29 protein-coding genes and 2 pseudogenes are annotated in these 25,982 nt (G+C 40.7%); 5 read left to right on the top strand and 26 right to left on the bottom strand.

Annotated features, from left to right (window positions below):
• Positions 1–137: 137 nt before the first annotated feature.
• The 5 genes from F0342_RS22845 to F0342_RS25105 all read right to left on the bottom strand — a co-directional run bounded on the left by F0342_RS22845 (position 138) and on the right by F0342_RS25105 (position 2,387).
• Positions 138–413 carry a hypothetical protein gene (locus tag F0342_RS22845; protein WP_149158083.1) on the bottom strand — a complete coding sequence of 92 codons (276 nt, stop codon included), beginning with the start codon at positions 411–413 and terminating at the stop codon, positions 138–140.
• An 84-nt stretch (positions 414–497) separates the two neighbouring features.
• A complete protein-coding gene (locus tag F0342_RS22840) occupies positions 498–728 on the bottom strand; it encodes a DUF3953 domain-containing protein (RefSeq protein ID WP_149158082.1) in 231 nt (76 codons plus the stop codon).
• A gap of 616 nt (positions 729–1,344) precedes the next feature.
• Positions 1,345–1,686 carry a hypothetical protein gene (locus F0342_RS22835; protein ID WP_262481862.1) on the bottom strand — a complete coding sequence of 114 codons (342 nt, stop codon included), beginning with the start codon at positions 1,684–1,686 and terminating at the stop codon, positions 1,345–1,347.
• A gap of 121 nt (positions 1,687–1,807) precedes the next feature.
• Complete coding sequence (locus F0342_RS25780) at positions 1,808–2,098, bottom strand: TIGR04104 family putative zinc finger protein (RefSeq protein ID WP_188048674.1); 291 nt, start codon at positions 2,096–2,098, stop codon at positions 1,808–1,810.
• Positions 2,099–2,156: 58 nt separating this feature from the next.
• Complete coding sequence (locus tag F0342_RS25105; protein ID WP_262481861.1) at positions 2,157–2,387, bottom strand: DUF3953 domain-containing protein; 231 nt, start codon at positions 2,385–2,387, stop codon at positions 2,157–2,159.
• Positions 2,388–2,980: 593 nt separating this feature from the next.
• On the opposite strand from F0342_RS25105, the gene F0342_RS22820 reads away from it, so the two are divergent.
• A complete protein-coding gene (locus F0342_RS22820; protein ID WP_149158081.1) occupies positions 2,981–4,510 on the top strand; it encodes a glycine betaine uptake BCCT transporter in 1,530 nt (509 codons plus the stop codon).
• A gap of 211 nt (positions 4,511–4,721) precedes the next feature.
• Here F0342_RS22820 and F0342_RS22815 read toward each other — a convergent pair whose 3' ends face one another.
• From F0342_RS22815 to F0342_RS25590, 6 genes and pseudogenes are all read right to left on the bottom strand, one after another.
• Positions 4,722–5,171 (bottom strand): 2-thiouracil desulfurase family protein, encoded by a 450-nt coding sequence (locus tag F0342_RS22815; protein WP_149158080.1) that lies wholly within the window; start codon positions 5,169–5,171, stop codon positions 4,722–4,724.
• A 197-nt stretch (positions 5,172–5,368) separates the two neighbouring features.
• Entirely contained in the window at positions 5,369–5,962 is a 594-nt protein-coding gene (locus F0342_RS22810) for a DJ-1/PfpI family protein (RefSeq protein WP_149158079.1), read from the bottom strand.
• A gap of 367 nt (positions 5,963–6,329) precedes the next feature.
• Positions 6,330–7,496: pseudogene (locus F0342_RS22805) on the bottom strand (MFS transporter).
• Positions 7,497–7,671: 175 nt separating this feature from the next.
• Positions 7,672–8,574: an NAD(P)/FAD-dependent oxidoreductase gene (locus F0342_RS22800; protein WP_149158078.1), complete on the bottom strand. Its 903-nt coding sequence runs from the start codon at positions 8,572–8,574 to the stop codon at positions 7,672–7,674.
• A 211-nt stretch (positions 8,575–8,785) separates the two neighbouring features.
• A complete protein-coding gene (locus F0342_RS22795; protein WP_149158077.1) occupies positions 8,786–9,184 on the bottom strand; it encodes an Rrf2 family transcriptional regulator in 399 nt (132 codons plus the stop codon).
• 209 nt (positions 9,185–9,393) lie between these two features.
• Positions 9,394–9,567: pseudogene (locus F0342_RS25590) on the bottom strand (antibiotic biosynthesis monooxygenase family protein); the annotation flags it as partial.
• A 568-nt stretch (positions 9,568–10,135) separates the two neighbouring features.
• Here F0342_RS25590 and F0342_RS22780 point away from each other — a divergent pair.
• Positions 10,136–10,426: a hypothetical protein gene (locus F0342_RS22780; RefSeq protein WP_149158075.1), complete on the top strand. Its 291-nt coding sequence runs from the start codon at positions 10,136–10,138 to the stop codon at positions 10,424–10,426.
• A gap of 45 nt (positions 10,427–10,471) precedes the next feature.
• Here the strand turns inward: F0342_RS22780 and F0342_RS22775 are convergent, their stop codons facing one another.
• The 7 genes from F0342_RS22775 to F0342_RS22745 form a co-directional block, all read right to left on the bottom strand.
• Positions 10,472–11,122, bottom strand: a complete 651-nt coding sequence (locus F0342_RS22775) for a hypothetical protein (protein WP_149158074.1) — start codon at positions 11,120–11,122, stop codon at positions 10,472–10,474.
• A complete protein-coding gene (locus F0342_RS22770) occupies positions 11,115–11,660 on the bottom strand; it encodes a sigma-70 family RNA polymerase sigma factor (protein WP_149158073.1) in 546 nt (181 codons plus the stop codon). Before F0342_RS22770 ends, F0342_RS22775 begins: the two co-directional genes overlap by 8 nt.
• Before the next feature lie 126 nt (positions 11,661–11,786).
• Positions 11,787–12,461: a lysoplasmalogenase gene (locus F0342_RS22765; protein WP_316252645.1), complete on the bottom strand. Its 675-nt coding sequence runs from the start codon at positions 12,459–12,461 to the stop codon at positions 11,787–11,789.
• 345 nt (positions 12,462–12,806) lie between these two features.
• Positions 12,807–13,163 (bottom strand): hypothetical protein, encoded by a 357-nt coding sequence (locus F0342_RS22760; protein WP_149158072.1) that lies wholly within the window; start codon positions 13,161–13,163, stop codon positions 12,807–12,809.
• A gap of 450 nt (positions 13,164–13,613) precedes the next feature.
• Positions 13,614–13,766 carry a hypothetical protein gene (locus F0342_RS22755; protein WP_188048671.1) on the bottom strand — a complete coding sequence of 51 codons (153 nt, stop codon included), beginning with the start codon at positions 13,764–13,766 and terminating at the stop codon, positions 13,614–13,616.
• A 78-nt stretch (positions 13,767–13,844) separates the two neighbouring features.
• Positions 13,845–14,027, bottom strand: a complete 183-nt coding sequence (locus tag F0342_RS22750) for a hypothetical protein (protein WP_262481860.1) — start codon at positions 14,025–14,027, stop codon at positions 13,845–13,847.
• A 28-nt stretch (positions 14,028–14,055) separates the two neighbouring features.
• A complete protein-coding gene (locus tag F0342_RS22745) occupies positions 14,056–14,463 on the bottom strand; it encodes a YbaN family protein (protein WP_262371814.1) in 408 nt (135 codons plus the stop codon).
• A gap of 298 nt (positions 14,464–14,761) precedes the next feature.
• On the opposite strand from F0342_RS22745, the gene F0342_RS25100 reads away from it, so the two are divergent.
• Complete coding sequence (locus F0342_RS25100; protein WP_188048670.1) at positions 14,762–14,932, top strand: hypothetical protein; 171 nt, start codon at positions 14,762–14,764, stop codon at positions 14,930–14,932.
• A gap of 29 nt (positions 14,933–14,961) precedes the next feature.
• Here the strand turns inward: F0342_RS25100 and F0342_RS22740 are convergent, their stop codons facing one another.
• On the bottom strand, positions 14,962–15,948 hold the full coding sequence (locus F0342_RS22740) for a DUF1835 domain-containing protein (RefSeq protein WP_149158070.1): 987 nt from the start codon (positions 15,946–15,948) through the stop codon (positions 14,962–14,964).
• Positions 15,949–16,218: 270 nt separating this feature from the next.
• Between F0342_RS22740 and F0342_RS22735 the strand changes: the two genes are divergently transcribed.
• Entirely contained in the window at positions 16,219–17,154 is a 936-nt protein-coding gene (locus F0342_RS22735) for an iron-hydroxamate ABC transporter substrate-binding protein (RefSeq protein ID WP_149158069.1), read from the top strand.
• Positions 17,155–17,312: 158 nt separating this feature from the next.
• Here the strand turns inward: F0342_RS22735 and F0342_RS22730 are convergent, their stop codons facing one another.
• The 5 genes from F0342_RS22730 to F0342_RS22710 all read right to left on the bottom strand — a co-directional run bounded on the left by F0342_RS22730 (position 17,313) and on the right by F0342_RS22710 (position 22,918).
• The gene (locus F0342_RS22730; protein ID WP_149158068.1) at positions 17,313–18,716 is read right to left on the bottom strand and encodes a sensor histidine kinase; all 1,404 of its coding nucleotides are present in this window, start codon (positions 18,714–18,716) and stop codon (positions 17,313–17,315) included.
• Entirely contained in the window at positions 18,706–19,410 is a 705-nt protein-coding gene (locus F0342_RS22725; protein WP_149158067.1) for a response regulator transcription factor, read from the bottom strand. Before F0342_RS22725 ends, F0342_RS22730 begins: the two co-directional genes overlap by 11 nt.
• Positions 19,411–19,598: 188 nt before the next feature.
• Positions 19,599–20,471, bottom strand: coding sequence for a hypothetical protein (locus F0342_RS22720; protein ID WP_149158066.1), 873 nt, complete (start codon positions 20,469–20,471; stop codon positions 19,599–19,601).
• 137 nt (positions 20,472–20,608) lie between these two features.
• Positions 20,609–21,493: a peptidylprolyl isomerase gene (locus tag F0342_RS22715; protein ID WP_262481858.1), complete on the bottom strand. Its 885-nt coding sequence runs from the start codon at positions 21,491–21,493 to the stop codon at positions 20,609–20,611.
• Between the two features lie 153 nt (positions 21,494–21,646).
• Complete coding sequence (locus F0342_RS22710; protein WP_149158065.1) at positions 21,647–22,918, bottom strand: S1C family serine protease; 1,272 nt, start codon at positions 22,916–22,918, stop codon at positions 21,647–21,649.
• Between the two features lie 263 nt (positions 22,919–23,181).
• Here F0342_RS22710 and F0342_RS22705 point away from each other — a divergent pair, with 263 nt between their 5' ends.
• Complete coding sequence (locus F0342_RS22705) at positions 23,182–23,430, top strand: hypothetical protein (protein WP_149158064.1); 249 nt, start codon at positions 23,182–23,184, stop codon at positions 23,428–23,430.
• A gap of 276 nt (positions 23,431–23,706) precedes the next feature.
• Here F0342_RS22705 and F0342_RS25585 read toward each other — a convergent pair whose 3' ends face one another.
• Complete coding sequence (locus F0342_RS25585; RefSeq protein ID WP_262481868.1) at positions 23,707–25,383, bottom strand: phosphotransferase; 1,677 nt, start codon at positions 25,381–25,383, stop codon at positions 23,707–23,709.
• Positions 25,384–25,771: 388 nt separating this feature from the next.
• The coding region (locus tag F0342_RS22695) for a transposase (protein ID WP_188048669.1) at positions 25,772–25,982 on the bottom strand (211 nt) is incomplete at its 5' end.

The raw sequence follows: 25,982 nt of genomic DNA, 5'->3' as shown, positions 1-25,982 counted from the left end.
TGATTATTACTATTAATGCCAGAAAGCCAACCATTAAAAGTCTTTTTTTCATCTTTAAATTAATACCTCATTTCTCCACTCTTATCCCATTAACCTTTCGTGATGAGGCGGCTGCCTAATTTCAGCAATTGACCTCTTTAATTCAACAAGAAACTGGAGGTCGATACAAACAATATAATCGCTAAACCTAAATTTATTATAAATTTCTTTTGTTCTTTATTCAGAAAATTTTCAATGGCATCAATAAAAAAACTTCCACCTAAGAAAATAAATAAAGTTCCTACGTAAATTGAATTAAAATCATTTAGAATCGTAATGAAAAGTAATAATAATAAAATTGCTATCATTATATAATTAATAACTTTAAACGGTTTAGAACTTTCTTGTTTTCTTTTTTCAAAAAGCAGCCCCATCACAATCTCCCACTTTCAATTTTCATAAAAGCTAAACCCTTTATTGCATAAAAAACGCTCAGCCACATCGGCAACTTTCCTCACCTAATGCATAACAGTCTCTAATAGTACTATGAATGAAAATATAGAAACAATTAAACTAAGATAGCCATAAGCTTTTCGTCCTCGTTGAAATTCCTCTAATCCCATAACAAGCATCATTAATCCTAATAAGAATAACATGTATGGTTGTAGCCAATGGTTTTCTGTTAGCAGGCTATAACCGGCCATAGTAATAACTATTAATGCTAATATTATTCTTGAAACTTTTAACATTGATTTGTCTCCTTGTAATGACTCAGATTATCACCTAATACATTCATCGTTCTGATTGGCTGTTAGAAACGTATGCATTAATCCGTTCTTTCTTTTATTCACTATAAAAGCCTCTATAAATCTAACAATTGCAACAAAAGAGTAACCGATTGTACTGCCCAAGGCATTCCTTTCCAATGCCATAGATCATTTAAGATATCTTTAGCTTTGCCCTCCACTAGAATTCTCAATATTCCTCATTTGATTCAAATAATGTTCTATACGAGGCAAATAATAGAATAACACCAAAAATATACGGATAAAGTGATATTCCCCATTCATCTACTAAACCGGCTATGACAAGACCTGTTAGAAAGATAATAGAACAAACGAAGAAAAAACTCTTACTTATTTTTCTGCGATTAAATACCATTAACAAATCAGCAGCTACAAATAGCAATAATATTACTCTAGTAATAACTAGATGTTGGGTTAAGAAAAAACTAATGATTATTATAATAGCAGCAAGTGAATTAATTAATAGAGACCATTTGATATCAGACAAAACATACACACACCTTTCTAAAAATCGATAGTAGCCCCTCCACCATGACATATGTATACGGTTAAATGCCCTCTAATTTAATATCTTCTCCCAGAGCATCCCATCTTTCATAGAAATGATCTTACCAAAAACACCAAAAGTCCTAAAGGTAATTTGTTCACCATTTTCATATTGATAATCTACTTCAAATGAGGCAAATACAGCTACATTTTTATAATGGGAAGAACTGAACCGTATCTTTTGATTACCTTTCATACACTTTACATTCCAACCATCCTTGTGACAGACAATTTCATTCTCATTTAATATCCATTGTTCAAATTCTTTTTTAGTTGGAGTAGTGATTACCATAATAATTATTAGAAGTATGATCAAAATAAATCCTAGAAATAAAACCTTCTTTTTAGTTGTCAAAGTCCACCATCTCCTGCTGGTATGAATTACTTGAGTGACCCTTTATTATCAGTCATGCTCAATAATACGAAAATCTGGAGTTCAGTTGTTCGATCGCACCCCTTGGCTTAAGTGAAAAACCTCACAATACCCCCTTATACTTAACAAGAAATGGTGTTAACAACGAACCAACCAAGAGAATGAATATCCCTATTACAAAAGTTAGAATATAATAATTTTCAAAAGGGGATAGGAAATTAAAAAAAATCAGTGAAGGTACAATTGTGCAGAAAGCAAATGATAACCTCCCCAAAATGGTTATTCTGTGTTCCATTCCACAGTTATTACACTCTATTGGTTTGTATATCCATACAAAAGAATTATAGATTTCACTCCAGCTAAATTGAGTATTACATTTATCGCATTTCTGCAAAATAAAACACCTCGATATTAGAGTTTCTCGAATAAACTACTTCCTGTTTTATCCCCCGTTAGCTTAATAAAAAGCCTTTAATTGATACAAATAATGATAAAAAAAATACACCAACAAGTAACAATCCATTTGCTTTTCGTTCTTTTTGAATTTCTTCTATACCCATAACCAACATTGTTAGACCTAAGAGAAAAATCATAATATGGTTAAGCTGAAAATTGTTTGTAATCAGTCCAAAGATAGCAAATGATAAAGTAACTATTGATAGAACATATCGTAAAATCTTCAACAAAATCCCCCCGTCAACTTCTTTGATAAAACAGACCTTTAAGTCAATACCAATTATTTCAAAATATCACCTGTAACTCAATAATTAATTTCACAATAAAGAAGCTTATTTTGTTCCAGATAAAGCACTCTTGAAGTTGAATTTCGTTACAGATTTTATTTCACGCTGGCTCTATTGCGAAACAAAAATAGAAGCTCTCTCTTTAGCTATCCATGTTCAACAAATCTTTAGAAAGATTTCACTACCTTGCTCATTAGGGTTTTGATGCACCATTTCGAACAGTTCATTTAAGAACACACCTATGATCAATACAGAAAAGAACGAAAGGTCATCGAGGAGATCTTAGATACCCTTGGAGGCAGAAGGATGCTGTTTGTGCCAGTGAATGAGCTTCAAGGAGGAGAATGAGGGAGCATTCACAACCATCCCCTAGTAATTGTATACCTAACATGGATGAACTGATCTCTATGTTGAAAATCGCGAAATTTGACGAAATATGAAAGCGACAGGTCTTTTTCTATTTATTCAAACTATGATTTAATGGATATTTGTACTGGGTACTAAAGATTATCTATTAAAGTAGTAAAGGAATGATGCAAATGGACAGGTCCGTTTTTAGGATCTCGGTAGGAATTGCAGTGGTTTTCGTCCTGATAGGGGTGTTGATACCTGAACAATTGGGATCTGCAATGGACGTAGCAAAAGGATTCGTACTTGAGAAATTCGGCTGGTTTTATCAGCTGGTCGCCACCTTTTTTCTCATATTTGCCGTGTTTATGATTTTCAGTAAATATGGAAAAATCAAATTAGGAAAACAAGATTCACAACCCGAATTCAGCAGACCGACCTGGTTTGCTATGCTATTTTCGGCCGGAATGGGGATCGGTTTGTTATTTTACGGTGTCTCTGAACCAATTTCTCACTTTTCCTCGCCACCTGCAGGAGAAGGCGGGACGGCCCAATCGGGAATTATGGGAATGCGATATACCTGGCTTCATTGGGGACTGCATGCCTGGGCGATTTATGCCATCGTTGCATTGGCACTGGCCTATCAGAAGTTTAACAGGGGGGCTCCTGGATTAATGAGCGCGACTCTTCATCCTGTAATTGGTGAAAAGGTGAAAGGCCCAATCGGTAAGACAATTGATGTTGTCGCCGTGTTTGCGACATTATTTGGCGTTGCGGCATCATTAGGATTGGGATCTCAACAGATCAATGCTGGACTGGAGTATCTGATTGGAATTCCGAACAACTTTTTTGTCCAGTTCATCATCATGATGATCATCACTGTACTTTTCATTGTTTCAGCGACTACAGGCATTTCGAAAGGAATCAAATTATTAAGTAATATCAATATGTCGTTAGCTGTTTTATTGTTTATTGTCATGCTCATACTTGGTCCAACATTATTCTTGATGAACATGTTTACCACCACCATGGGTAGCTATTTGCAAAATGTCGTTCAAATGGGCTTGCGCTTGTCTCCTTTCAATGCTGATGAAGCTGCGTGGACCCAAGGCTGGAGTGTGTTCTATTGGGCTTGGTGGATTTCCTGGACTCCGTTTGTGGGAATGTTCATTGCACGTGTGTCCAAAGGACGTACCATCCGTGAGTTCACGATCGCGGTCCTATTAGTCCCATCCCTTGTATGTGCCTTATGGTTCACTGTATTCGGCGGAACAGGAATTAACCTCGAGATGGTGGAGGGCTTGGATGTTTCAGGACAAAGCCTAGAAACGGCTCTATTCTTTATTTATCAACATCTGCCGTTCGGTGCGCTTCTATCGGTGTTGACTGTGGCACTTATCACGACTTTCTTCGTCACATCAGCCGACTCCGCAACCTTTGTTCTTGGAATGCTCACAACAGGTGGGAAATTAAACCCTCCTAACGGTGTGAAGATGGTATGGGGAATTATCCTGGTCGCATCCACACTTGTTCTGATGGCGTCCGGCGGCCTGTCAGGACTGCAGACAGCAATCATCGTAAGTTCACTTCCGCTTACATTCGTCGTGCTTGTCATGTGCTATGGATTGGTCAAGCAGCTTGGAAAAGAATATGACATCCAAATGAATCATTGGAAAACGAATGAAAAGGATAAATCAAATCAAAAGGCAGGCTAAAGAAACTACCTGTCCCATATAAGCGGTTCCGTTTTTGGAGAGAAAACCTTAAATTACACCTTAATTAGTTATGGAAATAACAGAGAAATTGGCACAGCATTTAGTACTGTATTTAACCAGTAAAAACCCAGAACCAAGTGTGGTTCTGGGTTTTTGAATTTTCATTAAAGCGCTCTATAATGGAAAATAACTCGATCTACATCAACTGAGATTATAGAAAAAACTGTTCTTCAGAAATTACTTGTAATCCGTTTCTTTTGAGTAATGCAGTCGTGACTCCATTTCCAACAATTTTCTTACTTTTAAATTCACCATTATAAATCATTGAACTTCCACACGATGGGCTATACTCTTTAAGAACAACTACATTTGCATGGACCTCTTTGGCCTTTTTTAAAGTAGCATAAGCCCCTCTTATGTACAGTTCCGTAACGTCTCTACCTGACTTCTCGACTACTTTAGCTTTCCCATCCAATACATCTTCCCCGTTGCCACCTACTATTTCAGCAGGTTCTCTGGGGGTTGAAAATCCACCAAGCAATTCCGGGCATACAGGTATTGCCTTATTCTCTTCTATTAGTTTACTGATCTTATGATCTAGACAATGCGTACCGTTATATCTTACTTCCAATCCTGCTAAACAAGAACTCACTAATATCATTGATGACACCTCATTTTAATAGCATCTTATAAACTTGTACAACTAACTCCACGTTAAATGAATAACTTAAAGCTTCGTTTTACTCTCGAATAATTCCTTTTCTTATTCCAGAATAGCGCTCCTATTTCGGAAGATCGTTAAACAAAAGAACCTAACCACACAGAAGTATCGTCCTTCTTTCATTTGTTAATGGAGAGTTACAACTTAATTTCATACTCCATTCGTTTTGCTGTCTCAACAGCTACATCTTTTCCGTGCAGTCGAGATATCAGGTGAAACGACATATTAATTCCTGCTGATATTCCTCCAGATGTTATAATTGATCCTTCATCGACAAATTTAACATCACGTTGGACTGATACTTTAGGAAATTCATGTTTTAATCGATCAATATCCATCCAATGCGTTGTCGCTTTTCTTCCATCAAGAATTCCTGCTTTTGCAAGAAGCAGCGCACCAGTACAGACTGAAGTCAGAAACTCTGTTTTTGATTGCTGGGATTTAATCCATTCAATGATACTAGGATTGTTTATTTCAATCTGTTCAGCACCATACCCCCCAGGAATAATCACAATATCTAATGAAGGATGGTTAGCGAAACTAAAATCAGGAAAAACTTTCAAACCATTCCTTGCAGTAACTAAGTCTCCATTTTCAGATAATGTTTTAACAATAAACGGCTTTTCATTTGAATTAGGTAAAGTCGCTACAGAAAAAACTTCAAATGGTCCTGCAAAATCTAATACTTCTACATCGTTAAATAGTAAAATACCAACTGTACGCTGTTGCATGTTTTAAACCTCCTGAAAAAAATATTTGTAACAGTTATATATACTTGTTTTTAGGTAAATAATCGATATTTCCTTTTATCGGTCAGATGATCAAATTTGCAAGACTCAATTACCTTATTAATAGTGATAATCAAATATTAATTGATTTTGCTTTTATTTTAGGTGGTGAAATCGCTCGATTATGTACAGCCATACCACTTCACCGAATTCTAATATTTCCTTCTATTATACAAGAATTGGGGCCGATAAACGCGCCCTGTTGAAGATCAAAGGCTGTTGAAGCTAGATCTTACTTATTTAACTCTCGCACTCGTTGTTGAATAAGAAAAGGTTATTATTAATCAACACTATTCTAGTTATTTATAAATCAACTATTCACAAAGTTTTCTTTTCTCCTTTTATCCAATCCAAACGAAATAGATGCAGTTAATAACGCTAGTAATACTGTTAATCCCGCAATCCACCCTAAATTCAAGACAGATGTATATTCAATTACCACTCCTCCTAAGCCAGCGCCTAATGTCATACCAATATTCATTAGAGCAGTATTGAAACTTAAAACAATTTCTGATGACTGCGGTTTCAAAGAAATTAAGTAAAATTGATTTGCAGGAGTGGTTAACCATGCAGATGTTCCCCAGATCATAATGGCAAGAAGAATACCTATCGTTGATGTAGATATAGAAGTGAATATCATTAAGATTATTGAGTGAACGATTAAACTGGCAGAGATAGTGCGAACTGGTCCCCAGCTATCAACGGCATATCCGCCGACACGTGAGCCTATGAAAGCAAACAAACCAAGCACTAAAAGAGATGTACTAATTTCTTCTATAGAGAAACCAGCTAATCTACTTAAAAGTGGTGTAATGTAAGTAAATACCATTGTATAGCCAAGAATCCAAAATACCGTTGTAAATAAACCGGTTATGATTTCTTTGTCTAGAATTAATAACAATTGCTGCTTTAAAGAAATCGGTTTATTACCAGCTAATTTGGGAATGAACTTATTTAGAAGCACTAAATTGATCAGTGTAACGACAGCAATAAACAGAAAGATATAACGCCAATCCATATAAGCAGCAATTAATGTTCCAATTTACACCTAAGATTAAAGAAACGGTAAAACCGGTAATAACCGTTGCAATTGCACTACCCCGCTTTGTGGGCTGAGCAAGTTGTGCAGCATAATTGGTTGCCACAACAAAATACAAACCTCCACGCATTGCTAAGACAATGCGTGAAAACATAAGTATACCGAAATTAAAACTGAAAAACGCAATGATATTTCCAAAAACAAAAATAAGCATTGAATACATTAACACTTTTTTTCTTTCGTATTTTGCAGTCAGCATAACAAGCACTAGCGCACCTATTGCATGGGATAAAGCATATATGGTACTAAATGCCCAGTCATTGAGATTGATACGCCTAAATCCCCTGAAATCATCTCTAAAATTCCAGAAACAACAAATTCTGCTGTTCCAACTCCAAAGGCTCCTAAAGCTAGCAAATATATTGCAAAACGATTCATTTCTTTCACCTTTTTCTCAATGTTATTCTAAAGAACTACTTTTCATCATATCGATAATGTTCATTAGCAAGAAGTCCAAGGAAATAAATTTTCAATATACAATCTTAGAAAGAACAAAATAGTGAGCTAACAAAGGAAATACATAGACTAAAACAATCTTTAAAAGGTTTTGATATCATTCAAACTCTTCTTCTGTTAAATCCATATTAACGGTCATAGCAATACGGCTCCCATCTGCTGCTGCAAAAACCACTTGAGATGGTTTTACATAGGAAGCATCTCCAGCAGAATACAAACCAGGTATTGAGGTTCTTCCTGATTCATCTGTTTTGATCCCACCCGACTTTGTCATTTCATACCCCAACTGCTCTCTGAACGGTGCGCTTTGAACAATTTGTGGCATGACAAAGCCTCCAGTTCTCGCAGTGTGAGTTCCATCTGTAAAGCGAATATGTTCCAATCTACCGTTTTGCCCGGTAAAGGCTAGAATGGGTTTCTCTATCACAGTAATCCCTTTTGATTGCAGTTGCTTTTTTTGCCCTTCCGATAAAAGTGTAAGACCATTTGTACAAACAACCAAATCTTTACTCCAATTGAAGAGCAGTTTCGCCGTATGGAAGATAGATGGATTTTCGGAAAAAACGAAAATCGGCTGATCCTGCAGTTCCCATCCATCACAATAAGGACAATTAAACAAACTTTTTCCATAGAACGAATAAAAGCCCTCGATGTGAGGAAAAATTTCTTTTACCCCAGTTGCCACAATTAATTTTTTTGTCCGAATACGAATTCCTGATATATCTACCACTTCATATCCCATAGCTGTTTTGTTGACTGAAACTATCTCAGTTTGTAGATGATTGACAGAAGGATAATTCAACAATTCTCTATAAGCAATACGACGGAATTCGGACGGTGTTATACCATCTCTTGTAATGAAACCGTGAGTGGCATGTGTCACAGCATTTCTAGGCTGATTATTATCAATCAATGCTACACTTCGTCTTGCTCTCCCCAGTACAAGGGCTGCATTCAACCCTGCAGGGCCTCCTCCAATAATCGCACATTCATAAATCATAAATTACACCACCTAAATAGATAATATAGATATATTATATCTATAATTAAACAAAAGATTCCGTTATTAATGAATTAAAGGTATATAGATTGTGTTGCTCTTAAGAGTGTAGAAAAATTCATCACCCCCCCGAAATATATTAGAGATACATTATATCTATTATTAAACGAGTATTCATCTTTAAAGTAAAAAACGAAAAAAATGACTTATGTTAAACTCCCATTTGCTTTTGAGCTATGTCCACTAAGTTAATTTCTTTTAAATGTTGCTTCATCTTCTCTTCTGCTTCTTTCATTTCAGCTTGAATTAAGCATTCATCTCCATGAACAAAATCACATTCAAATAAGGAAGCTGTACCTTCTATGGCGTGAATGATATCTAAAAATGTAATATCATCTTTTAAACGAGATAATCGATAACCTCCATGAGCTCCGGAAATTGATTCAATCATTCCTGCTTTTACGAGCTTGGTTAAAATTTTGGACAGATAAGTTGTTGAAACACCTTGGGATTCTGCCAGTTTCTGGACACCTATAGGTTCAATCGAAGAAGTAGTAACCAGAGAAAGCATGGTGTGTAAAGCATAATTAGTTGCTTTTGAAAATTTCATGTTAACACCTCTATTATAGATTTATTATATCTACAATATCCTTAAATATATTTATCTGTCAAGACTACTGCTTCCTAAATAAGAATGTAGACGAACAAATCTTCACCATTTTGACCCTATATTTTAGTATAAATCTTAAATTGTATTGAAAACGTTCCTCAACAACTTGGCCCTTTCATAAAGAGAAAGCGCAATTCTTATTCTGGAAATTTCCAACTCTTTATTGCATCTAAAGACTCCCAGTAAGAAACAGTAATTCCCAACTCATGATCACTTACACTTTCTATGCCTAAGAATCCCTTCTGTTGAGAGGCTTAATCCACCATTTTTTCTGCCATTCCCCCATAGCCTCTATCCCCTTCCGTTCGCTGTGAAGGAAATATTAGGGCATAATACGCCGGCTGGACGGTTCTTTTGCTTCCGAAGCAGTAGAACCGTCCCGATGATTCCCCCTATTCTAGAGACCTGGATTTAACAATCCGGTCACTAACAATTGCCACCACTATCCCGATAGCGATTGGTAGTAAAGCAATTTCAGTGTTTGAGAGTGAAACTTTGAACACAAGGAAATCTATATTTCCTATAAAACCAATTACGTATAGCAATACCATCGTTCCAATTGCGGCAATTAAAGGTATCCAAAAGGATTTAGACATAACTCCACCTCAATTCAATGAATTCTTAACAACTGTCTTTCAACTTAATACCAATTACTTCAAAATATTTAAAATCACACAATCCTTTATTCATCAGTTTAATGACATCAAATTCACCCAACTATGTGGACTAGAATTATTAAAATATTTATATCTCATCAAGAATCATAAAGCTATCGTCCTATTCAGTGGTCATTACTCCCGATTAATAGAGAATTAGACCTAAACTAGATAATGATATTTGTAATATGATTGACTACACAATTATATTTATTAACAAAAGGGGATGGCGATAGTGTTAGGTTTCCTTCAATGTTCAGTAAAGTATGTGGTTGCGTGTTCACTGGTTCTATCTGCTAGTGCTGCCGTAGGGGTGACGCAGACATTCGCAGCCGAGAATGACGGTACAAAGGTCATAGAAGATGGCGGTGGCCAAGGGGGAGTCACCTGGATGGAGTATTATCGGAGAACTTCAGGCAGCTATTCCATCATCATGTATCGAAGTGCAAACGGCGGGGATCAGTGGAAAGAAGTGACCTATAACAAGTACGGAAACATCGTTAAGGTTGTGTATGGAACATATTAAGGGGAAAAGGATGATGGATTTGGGATCTGTCATCCTTTTCTTTGATTAACGAAACGACTCAGCCATCTTAATCATATCCTTTTTAGACAAAGTGACGTCAGATCCCCCTGGAAAATATTCCATTTCATATTTGATGGTATCCCCTTCAATCCATGTCAGGTGGCTGACCTTTGCCGGACCTTCAGACTCATAATAGCTACCTTTGGATTGACCGACTTTCACTTCGTCCTGAGACAAGGTTAGATTAGTTTCTGCTTCAATGGATTGAAACGTCAGTTTGATCGTTTGCCTTTCCTTTCCCTTCAAGGTCACCAATTCTATTTTTCCTGAAGGATCCTCACCTGTTTCCGTCGTGACCTTCTCTACTTCAAATGGAGCCTTTGTGAGAAACTTGAATTCATCTCCAAGGGATTCGGGACGATCTTTGGCCTCGTATTGATAAAAAGGGGCACTGGCGTTATTTCCGTCAATCAGTCCCAATTGTGTCCCACCGAAATAAACGAATAAAGAAAGGCATGCCGCAACGAATAAAACGGACATCAACGGAGCCAGGACTGGTTTTTTATTGAAGGTGAACGATTTTGGCCGCTTAGAATGAATCTCGTTCAAAATATTTTCCCTCATTTTATTGGTAAAACCATGCCCTTTGAAGGTTTCTTCTTTCATCAGGCCACGCAAACGTTTAAGCTCATCCATTGTTATACACCTCGTTCCGTTTAATCGTTGAACCTAGTAGCGCTTTCCCTCTTGTCAACCGTGTCTTCACGGTATTGGTGTTCAAATCCATACAGGCCCCGATTTCAGATAGCTTCATTTCTTCAAAATAATATAGAAAGATGACCTCCCGATACTTGATGGGAAGGGACAACACGCTTTGGATCAGCTCTGAATTCTTTTCCTTCTCGATCACGGTTTGTTCCGGCGCGCCCATTTTTCCTTTGACCATGTCATTGATTTTATTCGTTATACTGACCATACGTGTATCCCACCGTCTTAAATAATCTTTGCAATGATTGACAGCTACGCTGATGATCCATGTTTTGAGAGAAGAATCCTCGCGAAAGGTATCCATCTTTTGATAAAACTTGATGAAGATCTCTTGTGTCAGATCTTCAGCCAGGCTGTGCTCCTTCACATAGGAATAAACAATATAATAAACATCATTTCCGTATTCCGTCATGGCTTTCTCTAGTAGTCGATCTTTCTCGGATTTAGAAATAATTCCGGTTTTCAAACACTCACCTGCTTTGTATGTATCTTCACTTAATAAGACGTTTCTTATATAGAGAAAGTTTGGATTTTTTTACAATTTGTCAAAAAAACACGCCTGGCGAGACCCCTCGACAGGCGCAAACACTGTTTACATATTCATACTTTTTCCCTCTTTATGCCCGACTGACTTCCTTAAGCTTGCGAGGCTTGTGGCAATCAAGAACTGCGCTGAGTAGTAGGTTGTCATGATCAGGACATCCGAATAAGGGATGGCTGAAACGAACATATTCCATGACAGGATTGAGTCCGAGATGACAAACAGGATGCTACCGGCAGTTGCCCATAGGTTTTCGGTCAGGATGGCGGTTAGGGCCATCAGGGAAATAACCAGCATATAAGCAATAACCGGGATCATGAGCCCATCATTTCCTTCGGTTTGGAGCGCGGTAATCAGTTGTCGGCCGATGATGAAGGAATACAACCCAATCGGCAGTAAGGCGGCGAGGCGCGTCATGTTTAGACGGGACATTTTGATAAAGCCCATCAAATAGAAGACGTGTCCCGCCAGGAAGGCTCCAAGCCCGGCAACAAATGACACGGCAATAAACCCGTCACCCAACATGCAGAAAAACAGGCCGATGACGATGAGGCGCATGGACGGTGCTGGTTTGGAGGGCAGCTGACGGAATGCGTAGAGAATGATGAGTAGCATCGGGATCAGCTTAAAGACGATTTTCAATGCTAATGGCTCTTGGGGGATGATGAATATGTAGATTGCGGCCATGATTCCAATCAGAGTGGGGAGGATCCATTTATTCAACATCGTTCACATCCTGTTTATGCAATTTTTTTAGTCCATTGACATATATATACTTGCTTTTAGGAGGAGATTCCTTCTATGGGCAGGATAAATAGCTAGTTGAATCTTATTTTAGTATGTGAACCAGCTTCTCTTTTACAGGGAGATCTATAATCATGCTGGTTTGGGCTATAATCGTGCTGGATTTGAAATAATCATTCCGGTTTCAGATTAATCATGCTGGAATCTGATTTATTAAGCTTCTTATTCACATATTGGTCCTCCGTGTCGAATTTTCTTGATGCCGTCCCCTCGCTTATAAAAAATGAACGCAAAAACCACTCAAAAGGTGCGTGGTCCTTGCGTCTTTCATTTGAATGAAGTTGACTTTTTAATGATTTCTCCCCCTGGACCTACACTGTAATGAGCAATCGAGTTGGTTACTGAGCCTTTCCTAATGAGCCCATCCTTATAATTAAACGTTATTTCCCAAGCCTTTGAATCACTACTGAAATGGGTTTCTTTTGAAAGGAGTTCCACGTCATCCATACTGATTTTTTTTAAGCTTGATTCATTATGTTTCTCTACATCTTTTTCAAATTGTTCCATGGCAATGGCTTCAGCTTTCTCACTTTCAATGATTCCCGTTCCATCATCCGCACATCCTAACAATGAAAGCACTGTGATCAAGCTTACAAGAAGAATCATGATACTTTTTAAATGCATCTTCCCATTCCCCTTAAACATTGGGACCGCCACCTGAATGGTGATTCGAATTCATGGCTTGTTGGGTATGTCGGGCGGACTTTTCGTATGCTTCATCCCTGGAATTTCGGGACGTATTCTTGATGCTATCTCCATAAAACTCCATCTTCCTGGAACCAATCCAAATTCTAATGCCAAAGTAAAGGACTAGAATTCCGACGAAAAGAAAAAAAATACATCATTTGGTTTCCCCCTCACTACTCTTTATGGATGGTTAATGTCAATTATTTCAAATGTTATAGTGTTGGGCAATACCTATTCATAAAAAGGGCAAAGGGGCTTGGCTGCATTTAAGGAGCACAGATGCAGTTCCTTTGCATATCCCCTCAATCTTTTCGATATTTTAAACTTTCCGATGGAAGAACCCTAAGATTGTCTGTTTTAGCTGGAAAATCGATATTACATGGGTGCTCAGGCAGGTCTTGGGTTTGAATCATGGAGTGAAGATAACCTTCGCTTACTAATCATGCCGGTTTCGAGGACATTCATGCCGGATTTGAAGTAATCATGCCGGTTATAGAAAAATCGTGCCGGAATTCCATTAATCATGCCACTTTCGTTCATAATCATGCTAGGTTGTCGAATGTTCTTTATCTTGTCATTAAAAAAGACTCGTCTCATCGACGGGTCTATTAGGCAGTATCATTTCAAAGGAATAAAATATTTCTCCATTTCCCTTTCAGAGATAATCATTCTCGTGGATAAGTCTTTCGTTCGTAAAACAAACTCCTTGATGCCAATATACTCAGATTCAGCAATTAAATAAAAGTCTGCTCCCTTTTTGAACCCTCTGAAATCACTTTTTAATTGATAACTCTTCAGCATTGTCTCTAGTAACTCCTTGGTTCATTACTCACTGGCTCTTTTCCACCTGATATGACTCCGGATATATCGTCTCGATTTTTTTTATAAAATAATAATGTTTATATAAAGCGAGCCCAATTAAGATGATCCGAACGAACAGGATATCGACGAACACTACTGAGAGCAGAATAAAGAAATCAGCCGTCACGTTGATCCTGATCTTCTCTTTCCGGGTCATCCCCTTCTTTTGAAGGAGGGCGAGAACATATTTATCATAAATGACTGTGCTCTTAAACCAACGATCGATCCGCTTGGAGCTTTTTGCAAAGCAAAACGCGGCAAATAAGTAAAACGGGCCACCCGGCAGAACCGGAAGCACAGTGCCGGCAATCCCGAACACCAGGGATATCGAGCCAAGCAGCATAAACAGGATGCTCTTTATCTTTTTCAGTGTCATGATTGATTTCCCCTACCATCGCTAGATTAATAGACATGTTTCTACTTCCATCCATTGTACTATAACTATAACAGGAAGGTCCGGTTAGTGGATTAGGTGATTTATGTTAATTGTGTGGCGATTGGCGGGTGGATGTGGAAAAGGTCTGACGCTAATACTATAAGAAATTGACAAAAGAATCTGTAGCTCTGTTTCAATCTTTCTCCTCCTCTTTCAAAAAAGGAAAATCTTAGACTATAAAAAAGCATCTATCTACATTTATGTTATAATTATCCAACAACCGAGAGGAGACCCATCCATGTCCAATCCTGTCCTGTTTAGCATTTTCCCGCTATTGACCCTTTTGTTTTACCTGGCCACCATTGTATTCATCATCTGGTTCTTAATGAAAATCCTGAAGATCCAGCAAGAGAAGAACCGGATCCTGCAAAGCATTTCTGACAAGCTGGATAAAAAGCTGCAGGATTAGAAGAATGATGGGCGTGAAACACGCCCATTTCATTTAAGTTTCACACTATAAAACCTCATCGCTTTCGGAACCCCTTCGATCACAAATACGCCATTCATGATTAAATGCCTTACTCGATACTCAAAATATCCGTCATCGATATATTGATCCACATGTCCCAGCACTTCACCTATAAGTCGCGCTGATTTCATGAATCCATGATTCTCCAGCTCTTTATGTAATTTTTTTGCTTTATGGATGATGTACTGATCATAATAATCTTCACGGACCCTTTTTATTTCGCCATTCTCCCATATTCTCAGAATTTCCTGTGTGGCAGACAGCTCTTGCCACTCTTCTTCGTATTCTAATCTTTGTTCTTTATTCAATGGAGCAGAGTTTTTTTCATATTCATACAGCATCCCTACTTTTTCTGGTGAAAGTTCTCCGGTGTGCAAGGTATGAGAATGAGTAGTATTCATGATAAATAGATCGTTTTGCTTTTCTTTTAATAGATACAGAACATATCGCATGGCCGTTTGTTCGTGAGCATTTTCCCCTGCCCAAATCGTAATGGGGATATGGTCAGGAATCGCCTCAATCTTCGAAATCGTTTCATTGAACCTTTCATGGTGTTCCGTTAGATCATCACCTTCAAACAGAATGTGATTATTGAGCCATTCATACCGGTGTCGAAGCCCGCGTTCTTCATGCAGTTTCCAAACCGGACCGATGGAGAACACATCTGAAAAAGAGAGCACCTTTACCTCTCCCTCGTCCCTTTCTTTTAACGCTATTTTTAAACTACCGGAAGCAGAATCTCCGAATAGGATATGGACGGCTCGATAGGTCTTTTCCGTCTCAGCCTGACTTCTTTTATACTCCACAAAACCACGATAGGTGTCCTTCAAATCTTTAACCAGTTGGGCTTGCTCTGTCTCTTCCGCCATATTGATTCGTAATAGCATATAGAACAGCAGGGATTTTACTTCGTCCTCCGTCGAATGCTCCACGAGTTTTATTAGTTGATCAATCAATTTATTTCACCGCCTTAACATAGAAAAAACTATCCATATTTTGTAATGATATCATAAAAAATCCAAAAGGAGCGCCACGTTAACCCAGATGTAACAATAAACCAAACCGTTAATGATCCTTTTTAAAAAAGCCCCTCCCATTAAAGCCATCATCCAAATCCAAACTTTAGAATCACTGATAAATTTTATTGACAATGATAATCGTTCTCTGTATATTTAGTACTATAATGAGAATGATTATCACTATTAATTAGAAAGAAGGAAAACAATTTGAAAAAAATACTCATCCCGTTTCTGCTCTTGGCAATCTTCATTCTTCAGGCTTGTGGCAGCACCGAGACGGCAAAGACTGAACAAAAGGAAGAGAATGCGAATCAGAAAACAGCATCAGAAACCATTACATATCAATCAGAAACTGGTCCTGTAGAGGTACCTGCGAATCCTACCCGTATTGTGGCGCTTTCGAACGCTCCAAACGTGCTTGCATTGGAGAGTAAAATTGTCGGCGTCGATGAATGGACGAATATGAATCCCCTGTTTCAAGAGAAGCTGGAGGGTATTGAAGTAGTATCGGAGGAAAACATCGAGAAAATCGTTGAGCTTGAGCCAGACCTTATCATCGTGGGATCCCACTCGAAAAATATTGATAAGATGAGTGAAATCGCTCCTACGGTTGCCTACACGTGGGGGAAATTGGATTACTTGGAACAGCAAATTGAAATTGGTAAGCTCCTTAATAAAGAGCAGGAGGCCAAAGATTGGGTTGAAGATTTCACTACTCGTGCGGAAGAAGCAGGGAAAGAGATTAAAGGAAAAATCGGCGAGGATGCCACTGTATCGGTCTTTGAATACGATACGAAGTCAGCTTATGTATTTGGGAATAACTGGGCTCGCGGCACCGAATTATTATATCAAACAATGAAACTGGAAATGCCTGAAAAAGTGAAAGAAAATGCATTAGAGCCAGGCTACTTTGCACTAAGTACAGAAGTCCTTCCAGAGTTTGCGGGAGATTATATCGTCCTTAGTAAAAACCAGGACGGTGACGGTTCATTTTTGGAAACTCAGACATGGAAGAACATCCCTGCCGTTCAAAACAATAGAGTCATAGAATTAGATACGAAAGCGATCACGTATAGTGATCCAATCACACTGGAATATCTTCTGGATGTGTTTAAAAAAGCATTTCTTGAAGAGCTGAATTAATCTTACAACATATGAAAACCGCATGGATTGATTGTTGGAGTCCATGCGGTTTTTTTATTTCCCTTGTTTAGTCGATCATGACGAAAATGGCCAAGGAGACAGGTACTATGGCTCCAATCCTGGACCGAGCCAAGGTACCTGTCCCCTTGGCCCCCCTTTCAGAGAGGCAGCCGAATCACAAACTTCGTCCCCTTCCCTTTCTCACTAAAAACATCAATCGTCCCCTCATGCATGAGCACCAATTGCTTCACGATGGAGAGTCCGATACCGAATTCACCGTAGGGATTATTCGTCCTGGACAGGTCCGCTTTATAAAACCTGCGCCAAATCGATTGGATTTCTTCGGGATCCATACCTATTCCGGTGTCTTCGATTTCGATGACGGTTTCTGTCCCGGAAGAGGAGCCCCTTAACGTGATCGTTCCTCCAGAGGTGAATTGAATGCTGTTTTTCGTGATGTTGATCAGAATTTGGATAAGCCTATCATAGTCCGCATGTACCGTGGCCCCAGAATCTGCAACCACCCTAATTTCGTTCCCCTTTTCTTCAGCCTGCAAGTCGAGCTGTTCCTTGATGACTTCGAAGATATCCAGTAAAGGTAAGGTTACTTTCGTGATCGCTACCTGGTTGGAACGGATTTTTTCGTAGTCCAGGTTTTCATTCACCAATCTGATCAACCGTCTCGTTTCCTCGCTTACGAGACCGAAGCTCTTCTCTTTCTGTTCTTCGGGGATCATGTCGTTCCTGATTCCTTCGATGACACCGCGAATCGTGGTCAGCGGTGTTCTCAGTTCGTGTGATACATCCGCCATGAATTGCCTTCTCCGGTTCTCCAGGCTGTCGATTTCCTCTTTGGATGCCCGGAGTTTCGTGACCATTTCATTAAAGTCTTCGGCAAGATCGCCGATTTCATCGAAGTTGGAGCTTGGGACGTGAACATCGTAATGACCGGATGACACACGGGAAGTGGCATCCCTGATCCGCTGAATCCTTTTCACATGGAGCTTTGATAAGAACAAGCTGATCAAGAGTGAAATCGCCAGTGACAGGAGCACGATATATAGAAGATATTTATTGATCTCACTCAGCATTTCCCTTGAGCCGCTGATCGGGGCAATCAGGATCAATCCGCCAGCCAGCTGATCATTGATGATCCGGGGCATGATGACGAGTGATACAGCCTGGTCAAACCGGCCGAAATCTTTTTTCAGGGGGACGGTTTCACCCCGTTCGATTTTTTGCCACTCTTCTTTGGAGAGTTCGATCCGCGGGTACACCCCTCCCCTTGAGAATGATACCTCTCCCTGGCGATTGAACGTGATCACATCGATGTTCCGGGCATGAAGCAAGCTGCTGTACTCCTCCAGATAGAGAGGTCTTCTCGGGCTTGGTCTTTCAAGGTCTGATAAAATTTTCTCCCCATATGACCTGAGTTCCGTGACCTTATTTTCGTAGACAAGATTCTCGACATACTGGGAAAACAGGAGGCCGAGGATCATGAAGGCGATGATGAGTACGCTTGTATGGCTGAGGAGCAGCTGATAAAGATATCTAAATTTCATCCCCGGCCGCCGTCTCATCGAATTTATACCCTACTCCCCAGACCGTATGCAGGTATGGCTTTTCCTTGCTGCCGATTTTGTTGCGGAGCCGCTTGATATGGACATCGACCGTCCGTTCATCCCCGTAAAAATCATACCCCCACACGCGTTCGAGAAGCTGCTCCCTCGAGAACACTTGACGCGGATGACGTGAAAGATAATAAAGCAATTCAAATTCTTTCGGTGTCAGGTTCGTAAGGGGAACGCCTTTCAGAAGGACTTCACGGGTTTCCTTACTGATTTGGAAGTCTGCCGTCGAGACATCCTGAGTTCCTGCCCCACTGTTTTTCTCCCCTTGATATCGCCGCGTAACAGCCCGTATCCTTGCCATCAGAGCAAGGGGCGAGAAGGGCTTGGTCACATAATCGTCGGCTCCGAGTTCGAGCCCGAGCACTTGATCCGATTCACTGTCTTTCGCCGTCAGTATGATGACCGGGACCTGGGACCCTTCCTCCCTGATCTTTCTGCATATGGTGACGCCATCCATCCCCGGCAGCATCCAGTCCAGGATGACCAGATCCCACTCACCTTCCTTATAACGCCGGTACCCATCAGCCCCGTCGTGGACAAATTCTCCTTGAATCCCTTCTTTTATAAAAAACATCTCAAGCATCGACGTGACACTCTTATTGTCTTCTACTACCAGCACGTTCATCAACATCGCTCCTTTCCCGACTTCTTTCTATTTAGAACCATGGGGACAGGTACCGTGGCTCCTATTTCCGACTGTGCCAAGGTACCTGTCCCCATGGCTCCCTATCTAAAGTATAGCCGTTTTGACTGATTCATTCTATTGTTTCCTCCTAACGAAAAACCCCGCTCACTTGGCGGGGATTCCAATCCTTATAATGTGTCACTTGGAGATTCGGCTGCCGGTTCCTCACTCTGTTCTGTCTCAGGCGCAGATCCATGAGGACCCTTTCCATGGCCTGGACCACCATGATGGCCCTTACCGCTCTTGTGGAAAAAGAAACCCTTTTCTTTATTGAAAGGGAAGAAATCCAGTTTCTTTGCTTCATCGGCATGGTCGGTCATGATTTCTTCCATCAGTTCTTTCGTCGTTTTGCCTTCTGATTCAATGCCCAGTTCTTTGGCGGCTTTTAGAATGGAAGCTTCGAATATCTCTTCTTTCAATTCATGATGCTCTTTTCCTTCTGTTTCAATTCCAAGATCTTTTGCCTGCTTCAGAAGTGCTGCTTCCCTGACTTCATCTGCAAGTTCATCCAGATCCTTGCCTTCAGTTTCCACTCCAAGTTCTTTAGCTTTTTGTTTAACTAGTGCTTCCCTTACCGCTTGAGAGAGCTCTTCCAGGTCTTTTCCATCAGTGGAAATGCCCAGCTCTTTCGCTTTTTCGTTCAGTTCCGCTTGCCGGATTTCTTCCATGACGGCACGGTGATCTTTTCCTTCAGTTTCAATGCCCCATTCTTTTGCTCTTTTTTCGAGTTCAGCACCCATGATCTCTTTGGCAAGTTCTCGTGTATCCTTATCGGTGCTGTCGATTCCAAGTTCTTCTGCTTTTTCCTTCAACTGTTCCTCATTCTGATGGAACTTCCCATGCCCACCGCCACGATGTCCGCCAAACTCCGACTTTCCGCTTACAACCGCCGATTCGTTCGTCTTCGCCGTATCCTCCTCGGCAGCTAAGGCTGGAATAGCCCCGAGGATCCCGACAGATAAGGCACCTGTCAGTACATACGTTAGTGTTTTCTTATTCATTATTATTTCCTCCTTTATTGGTGTTGCAGGGATCGAACCCATCTATGTAGCTGACGATGAAGTCGGGATTCGATCCCCTGCCCTGTCATTTTCTCCAGAAGCTATGACCAAATTATGAACAAACATTTGCCGGATCATTAACTTTTCAATAAATTTTCGATTTGGTACTCCTCTTTCTGTTCCTCAAGCCAAGTCCCATACTCCGTTTGAAGTGCCTGATCAAACAGAATATCCTTTATTTCCTCTTTATGATCGTCAAGAACCGCTTCTTTCGCATCTTTTTTGTCCGTCACCTTGATGATATGGTAGCCAAATTCCGTCTTCACAGGCTCACTGATTTCACCCTTCTTCATAGCAAACGCCTCATCATCAAATTCCGTCACCATTTCACCTTTTGCAAAGTAACCAAGCTCCCCGCCTAACTCGGCATTGGACGTATCAGTGGAGTATTCTTTGGCAAGCTCCGCGAACTCTCCTCCGTCATCAAGATTGTTCTTCACTTCCTTTGCCGTTTCCTCATCTTCTACAAGAATATGGCTTGCCTCTACCTGCTCTTGTTGTGCAAACGATTCTTTATTCGCTTCAAAATATTCCTTTATCTGATCATCCGAAATCGAGACTCTGTCCTTCAGTAACTTTTCCGTTAACAAAAACGATTGGACATTCTTTTTTACACTATCAAGGCTCGCTCCGCTTGTGGCCAATGCCTCATTGAATGCCTCTTCGCCCCCATAGGATTCTTTGAGCGACTCCAGTTCCTCCTCGATTTCACTGTCCTTGACTGTGAGATTCTTCTTGTCACTCTCAAGCTCCACAATCTTCTCGGCAATCAGTGTATCCAGGGCAGCATCCCCATACTGGTCCACAAGCGTCGTATACAAATCCTCTTTACTGATTGACTTGTCCCCCACCTTTGCCACCACTTCATCCTTCGAAAAGCCGAACATAACAAGCATCGTGCCGACGACGACAATGCCTCCTATTACACTCCATAATGTGATCAAACGCTTCTTTTTATCCACTCACCCGTACTCCTTTATCTTTAATTATTTGTATTCTTTCGATTGTTGTTTCTGGTGCCAGGTACAGTTTGGTCGATTTGTACCTGGTACATTTCACTTGATCTGTACCTGGTACATTTCACTCACTTTGTACCAGGCAAACAGACCACAACTTTATCCATTCATCATTGCATTACTAGTAAGAGTCAGACTGATCGTCATTTCTTTACCATCCCGGAAGATGGTCAGGTCGATCTTATCCCCTACTTTCAGGTCAGCGTACAACTGCCTTCTCAAGTCGGCCACATCCGCTACTGCTTTTCCGTTCAGCTCCGTAATGACATCGCCCTCTTTAACACCGGCTTCTGCTGCCGCTGATGTTTGATCGATACTCGCGACGACTACACCTCCTTCTACTTCATTAGGCAGATCCGGCAGGTATTGGCGCGGAACATCGGCAAGATTCGTCATTCCGATTCCAATATACGGCCGCTCCACTTTCCCCGTTTCGATGATTTCATCGACGACCGGCAGGAAATCCTTACTTGGAATGGCAAAACCAAGCCCTTCTACACCGGAGTTCGAGATCTTCGCGCTGTTGATGCCAATCAACTCTCCCTTTGAATTCAAGAGGGCCCCTCCACTGTTACCCGGATTGATGGCCGCGTCTGTTTGGATGACATTCAATTCAGATTCACCAGCAGATGTCTGTACTGGAATGGTACGATCGACGGCGCTGACAATCCCTTGTGTAACCGTCCTTGATAAATCGAGACCGAGTGGGTTCCCGATCGCTATCACCTGTTCACCAGCACGCAATGCACTGGAATCCCCCACTTCCAACAGATTGTCCGCATATTTCCCATCGATCTTCAATACGGCAAGATCCGTCAGTGGATCTGCTCCGATCAGCTCCGCATCGGCCTTTTCACCATCATAGAGAGACACTTCAATCTTAGAAGCCCCTTCGATGACATGATTGTTGGTGATGATATATGCACTATCCCCTTCTTTCTTGAAGAGAACCCCTGAACCTGTCCCTGCTTGAGCTTCTTGTGAAGCACCCATGCCATTCTGCTGCTGATAATTGACGATTCCGACAATCGATTCAGAGGCATCTTCCACAATATTCGCCACATCGCCGCTACCCGTTGAAACCGTTGTAGGATTGATTCCTGAATCTCCCGAAGTCTCTACCTGCCCGTTGTCACCTGCTGATTGTTCGATGCCCGGCTGAGCCAGGTTCTGATAGTAATCGGTTTGAGGCAATACCGTCAGCGTCAGGACCGAACCGATGATCCCGGCACCCACCGTGGATAGAAACCCTCTTCCTTTAAACGGCTTTTTCGACTTTGGAGTCCGTTGCATCTCTTCTTTTTGAATGACTTCTGTATCGTTTGTTTCCCTATAGTTCATTTCTTCATTTTGATTATTATGTTCTAGCATGTAATTTCCTCCTCTATTGATTTTGCACTGTTGAACCTTGCTGTTGATTTCATGTTAGAGGGAAAATATTACGAAACTATTAACAATGTGTGTACAGGGTGGGAAGTTTTTTGGAATGGGGAGGGTGATTTTTGTAAAAAAAGCTATTTTCGTAAATTTTGTGGTTTTAGTTATGAAAGCATTAATGATAATTGACAATCTTCCTCTTTAGTGTAAAATTACACCAAGGAGGAAGATAAGTTATTTAATGGAGGGTAAACCAAATGGAAAAACTTATTTACATCATTCACCTTGTTATAAGTTCCTTAGGTTTTTTATTATTTTCACTCTTTAGTGGGATTGTGGGAAGCTACGCAATTGAATACAAGAGAGCCCCCTCGATATTTGACAAAACAATTTATGCCTATAATTCGTCTTTCTATCCTTATTATGCTTGTGTGTTTTTACTCTGGTTTTTAATTGTAATAGCTGTTCTGGTTATTCAGCGTAAAAAAACAACTACTACAAAATAATCATTAGTTGACGGCTTTTCTCCCTTTTTTCAATACTTCTCAAACATTTTCTGTTTTATAATTGAAAGCACCAATTTATGCGAAAACAGCCTAAAAAAAAGAACCACCCATTGAATGGTGGTTGAGTGAAACAAGCTGTTGATTTCCTACAAAAAGTGGTGACTGAGCTGCACCTTGTCGGGGAACACACCTGAAAAAGGCGGAGGTCCGTCCCTTTCAATTGAGACATTCGGTGAATTTTCATAACACCTTAACGGGAAAACAACAGGGACGGACCTATACTCCAAGATCGTCCCTGATCCACTCCTTCTTAAACTCCGCCAGCGACTGCTGACGCTTCTCACGATCATCGCTCACAGCTTTCAAGGCCACTCTATATAACTTCTCACTCAGTCGCCATTTATCGATGGACCGGTCTTTCTCCCCACCAAACAGCGCAAAGGCGGTGGCTCCGATCAGATACACATTCGTGATTTCATCGATCACAGCCCCTTGTTCGAATTCCTCCGGCGACATAAATCGGGATGAACCCCACATCCTGCCCACTTTATTGATATAGGGGCGTTTGGAATAGAGGTCGATATCGCAAATCAGGGTCTCATCTTTTGAAAAATCATACAGAATACTGCCATCATAAAAATCAATGGCCACATACCCCTGTTCCATCACATGAATGTGGAAGTCGAGGATGTCATGGAATACGTCCATCTTTGTGCGGTCCGGCATCTGCATGAATTTCTCCCTGGACAGGGGGTACATTTTCCCCATGCATTCCCCGTCTGTCCATTCAAATATGGCGGCAAATCCACCTCCGATTTCTTCCGAACGAAGCAATTTGACCAAATGGGGATGTGCCAAATCTTCATAAACCTTTACGGCATCCTTCAACTCTGCGACCGCATCTTCCGGTTTGCCTTCAAATCGCGCTGTCGGGGCTCCGGCAAATTTTATAAACATTTTCTGGTCGCCATTCTTTACCCCGAAGCAGATATTTCCGGAGTCCTGATCGTCATACACCTTGAAGACCTCCCCATATTCTTCTATAAAAGAGAAATCGAAAGGAGACTTTAATTTGTATGGGGTCTGATGGATGTACTGAATATAAAAGTTTTCCAAATACCATGTCGGCACTGGATTATCCATGCCGTCAAACCAGCCCTGCACTTCCTTCGCCTGCTCCTTCATGACGGCCACTTCCTCTTCCCCGAACGCCATGGCCCATGGAACCGACGACAGCATATTGCTGCTTATGTAAAAGAGCATGAGCTTGAAGAACTCCTCCGGCGGCCGTCCGTTGAAATAGCCATTGAGCTGCCCTGTCGCAAAATGAGGACTGACAGAAGCACTCCTCACGATGCGGTTGAACTCTTCCCACGGATCACCGAAGTCATGCCGGTTGAAATCGATGATGGAAAGTTCTGCTTCTTGCGATATGACCATATTCCCCACGTGATAGTCCCCGTGATGAAACGATTGCGTCCGTCCTCGCAGGAGATGCCTGTTTGACTCTATGTACTTAATGATTCGATCGCCGTCTTCGATTTTTACCGGACAGTCCTGGTACTGCTTGATCTTGCTGTCCGCTTTGCGATTGAACTTCGTTTCCCACTTCTCATGATCAGCTGGCGCAGAAATCGAGTGGATTTTCCGGAGATAACGACCCGAATTCAGCCCGAGCACGTATTGCTCCGTATCGGTCAACTTAGGCAGCATATCCGCCGCGTCTTCCCCGTCACACCACGTAAAAAGAGTATACACCCCATCGCCATCGTCACACGTACCAAACTCCAGCGGCTTCGACATGGGTACTCCCGTTTCAGCCAAACGCTTCATCGCTTCAAACTCGCTCTTCTTCCTCTCATATTCTGAACTGTGCGCTGTCCGAAGCAGCAGTCTTTCACCAGTCTCCGTTTCAATATAGTATTTCTTATCACTCGACCAACCCTTGTTGATTGGATTGATCGTTATAAAAATGTAATCGGTTTTTAAATCAATAATACGGCACCTCCAATAAGCCGGGAATCCCTTGACTCAGTTATAAATAATGTAAAACAGTGATTAGTTTAGGCTATGCCCTAATAGCCTAATTTTACCAATGGTTGATTCGTAAAGATATAGGAATCATGGTGTTTTTTGTTCACTTTTTTTCCAGAAATACTTCCGAATGCTATGAGATGAATGGACATTTCCGCAGACACGAAAACCGTCTCTACATTCCACATACAAAAAATGTAAAAAATCACATACATACTTGTATGTGATTACAGACCGTAGACAAACCCCACCTTTGCATTTAAGCGAAGATGGGGTTTTCTGTTATTTTAAAAGATTTTTCTTTTTTTTAGGCTGGACATGGTCCTCGCCATGTCCAGTTTGCCAATTTCTTAAGATTCATGGCAGCAAACGTAAGCATCGCCTGCATTGAAACTTTTTTAAGACCCCTTAAGGTCGTCCAACGCATGCCATGCTTTTCTTTTGCGTCCGCAAAGACTCGTTCGATCGTTTCTTTGCGTTTCGCATATAGAGTTTTATTAAGTTCTGTAAGTTCTGTA

This window comes from Bacillus sp. CH30_1T (genome assembly GCF_008364765.1).
Classification (GTDB): Bacteria; Bacillota; Bacilli; order Bacillales; family Bacillaceae_B; genus Rossellomorea.
The sequence above is the reverse complement of the archived record's forward strand: the minus strand, read 5'-3'. Positions and strand labels throughout refer to the sequence as shown.

Bases quoted from the DNA above. Each gene is read 5' to 3' on its own strand.
- F0342_RS25100 (WP_188048670.1), top strand. From the start codon at position 14,762: ATGTCCAATCCTGTCCTGTTTAGCATTTTCCCGCTATTGACCCTTTTG.
- F0342_RS22750 (WP_262481860.1), bottom strand. From the start codon at position 14,027: ATGCTGAAGAGTTATCAATTAAAAAGTGATTTCAGAGGGTTCAAAAAG.
- F0342_RS22745 (WP_262371814.1), bottom strand. From the start codon at position 14,463: ATGACACTGAAAAAGATAAAGAGCATCCTGTTTATGCTGCTTGGCTCG.
- F0342_RS22820 (WP_149158081.1), top strand. From the start codon at position 2,981: ATGCAAATGGACAGGTCCGTTTTTAGGATCTCGGTAGGAATTGCAGTG.
- F0342_RS22815 (WP_149158080.1), bottom strand. From the start codon at position 5,171: ATGATATTAGTGAGTTCTTGTTTAGCAGGATTGGAAGTAAGATATAAC.
- F0342_RS22725 (WP_149158067.1), bottom strand. From the start codon at position 19,410: ATGAACGTGCTGGTAGTAGAAGACAATAAGAGTGTCACGTCGATGCTT.
- F0342_RS22730 (WP_149158068.1), bottom strand. From the start codon at position 18,716: ATGAAATTTAGATATCTTTATCAGCTGCTCCTCAGCCATACAAGCGTA.
- F0342_RS22755 (WP_188048671.1), bottom strand. From the start codon at position 13,766: ATGAACGAAAGTGGCATGATTAATGGAATTCCGGCACGATTTTTCTAT.
- F0342_RS22840 (WP_149158082.1), bottom strand. From the start codon at position 728: ATGTTAAAAGTTTCAAGAATAATATTAGCATTAATAGTTATTACTATG.
- F0342_RS22710 (WP_149158065.1), bottom strand. From the start codon at position 22,918: ATGCTAGAACATAATAATCAAAATGAAGAAATGAACTATAGGGAAACA.
- F0342_RS22720 (WP_149158066.1), bottom strand. From the start codon at position 20,471: ATGAATAAGAAAACACTAACGTATGTACTGACAGGTGCCTTATCTGTC.
- F0342_RS22705 (WP_149158064.1), top strand. From the start codon at position 23,182: ATGGAAAAACTTATTTACATCATTCACCTTGTTATAAGTTCCTTAGGT.
- F0342_RS22760 (WP_149158072.1), bottom strand. From the start codon at position 13,163: ATGCATTTAAAAAGTATCATGATTCTTCTTGTAAGCTTGATCACAGTG.
- F0342_RS22800 (WP_149158078.1), bottom strand. From the start codon at position 8,574: ATGATTTATGAATGTGCGATTATTGGAGGAGGCCCTGCAGGGTTGAAT.
- F0342_RS22810 (WP_149158079.1), bottom strand. From the start codon at position 5,962: ATGCAACAGCGTACAGTTGGTATTTTACTATTTAACGATGTAGAAGTA.
- F0342_RS22775 (WP_149158074.1), bottom strand. From the start codon at position 11,122: ATGGATGAGCTTAAACGTTTGCGTGGCCTGATGAAAGAAGAAACCTTC.
- F0342_RS22765 (WP_316252645.1), bottom strand. From the start codon at position 12,461: ATGTTGAATAAATGGATCCTCCCCACTCTGATTGGAATCATGGCCGCA.
- F0342_RS22795 (WP_149158077.1), bottom strand. From the start codon at position 9,184: ATGAAATTTTCAAAAGCAACTAATTATGCTTTACACACCATGCTTTCT.
- F0342_RS22845 (WP_149158083.1), bottom strand. From the start codon at position 413: ATGGGGCTGCTTTTTGAAAAAAGAAAACAAGAAAGTTCTAAACCGTTT.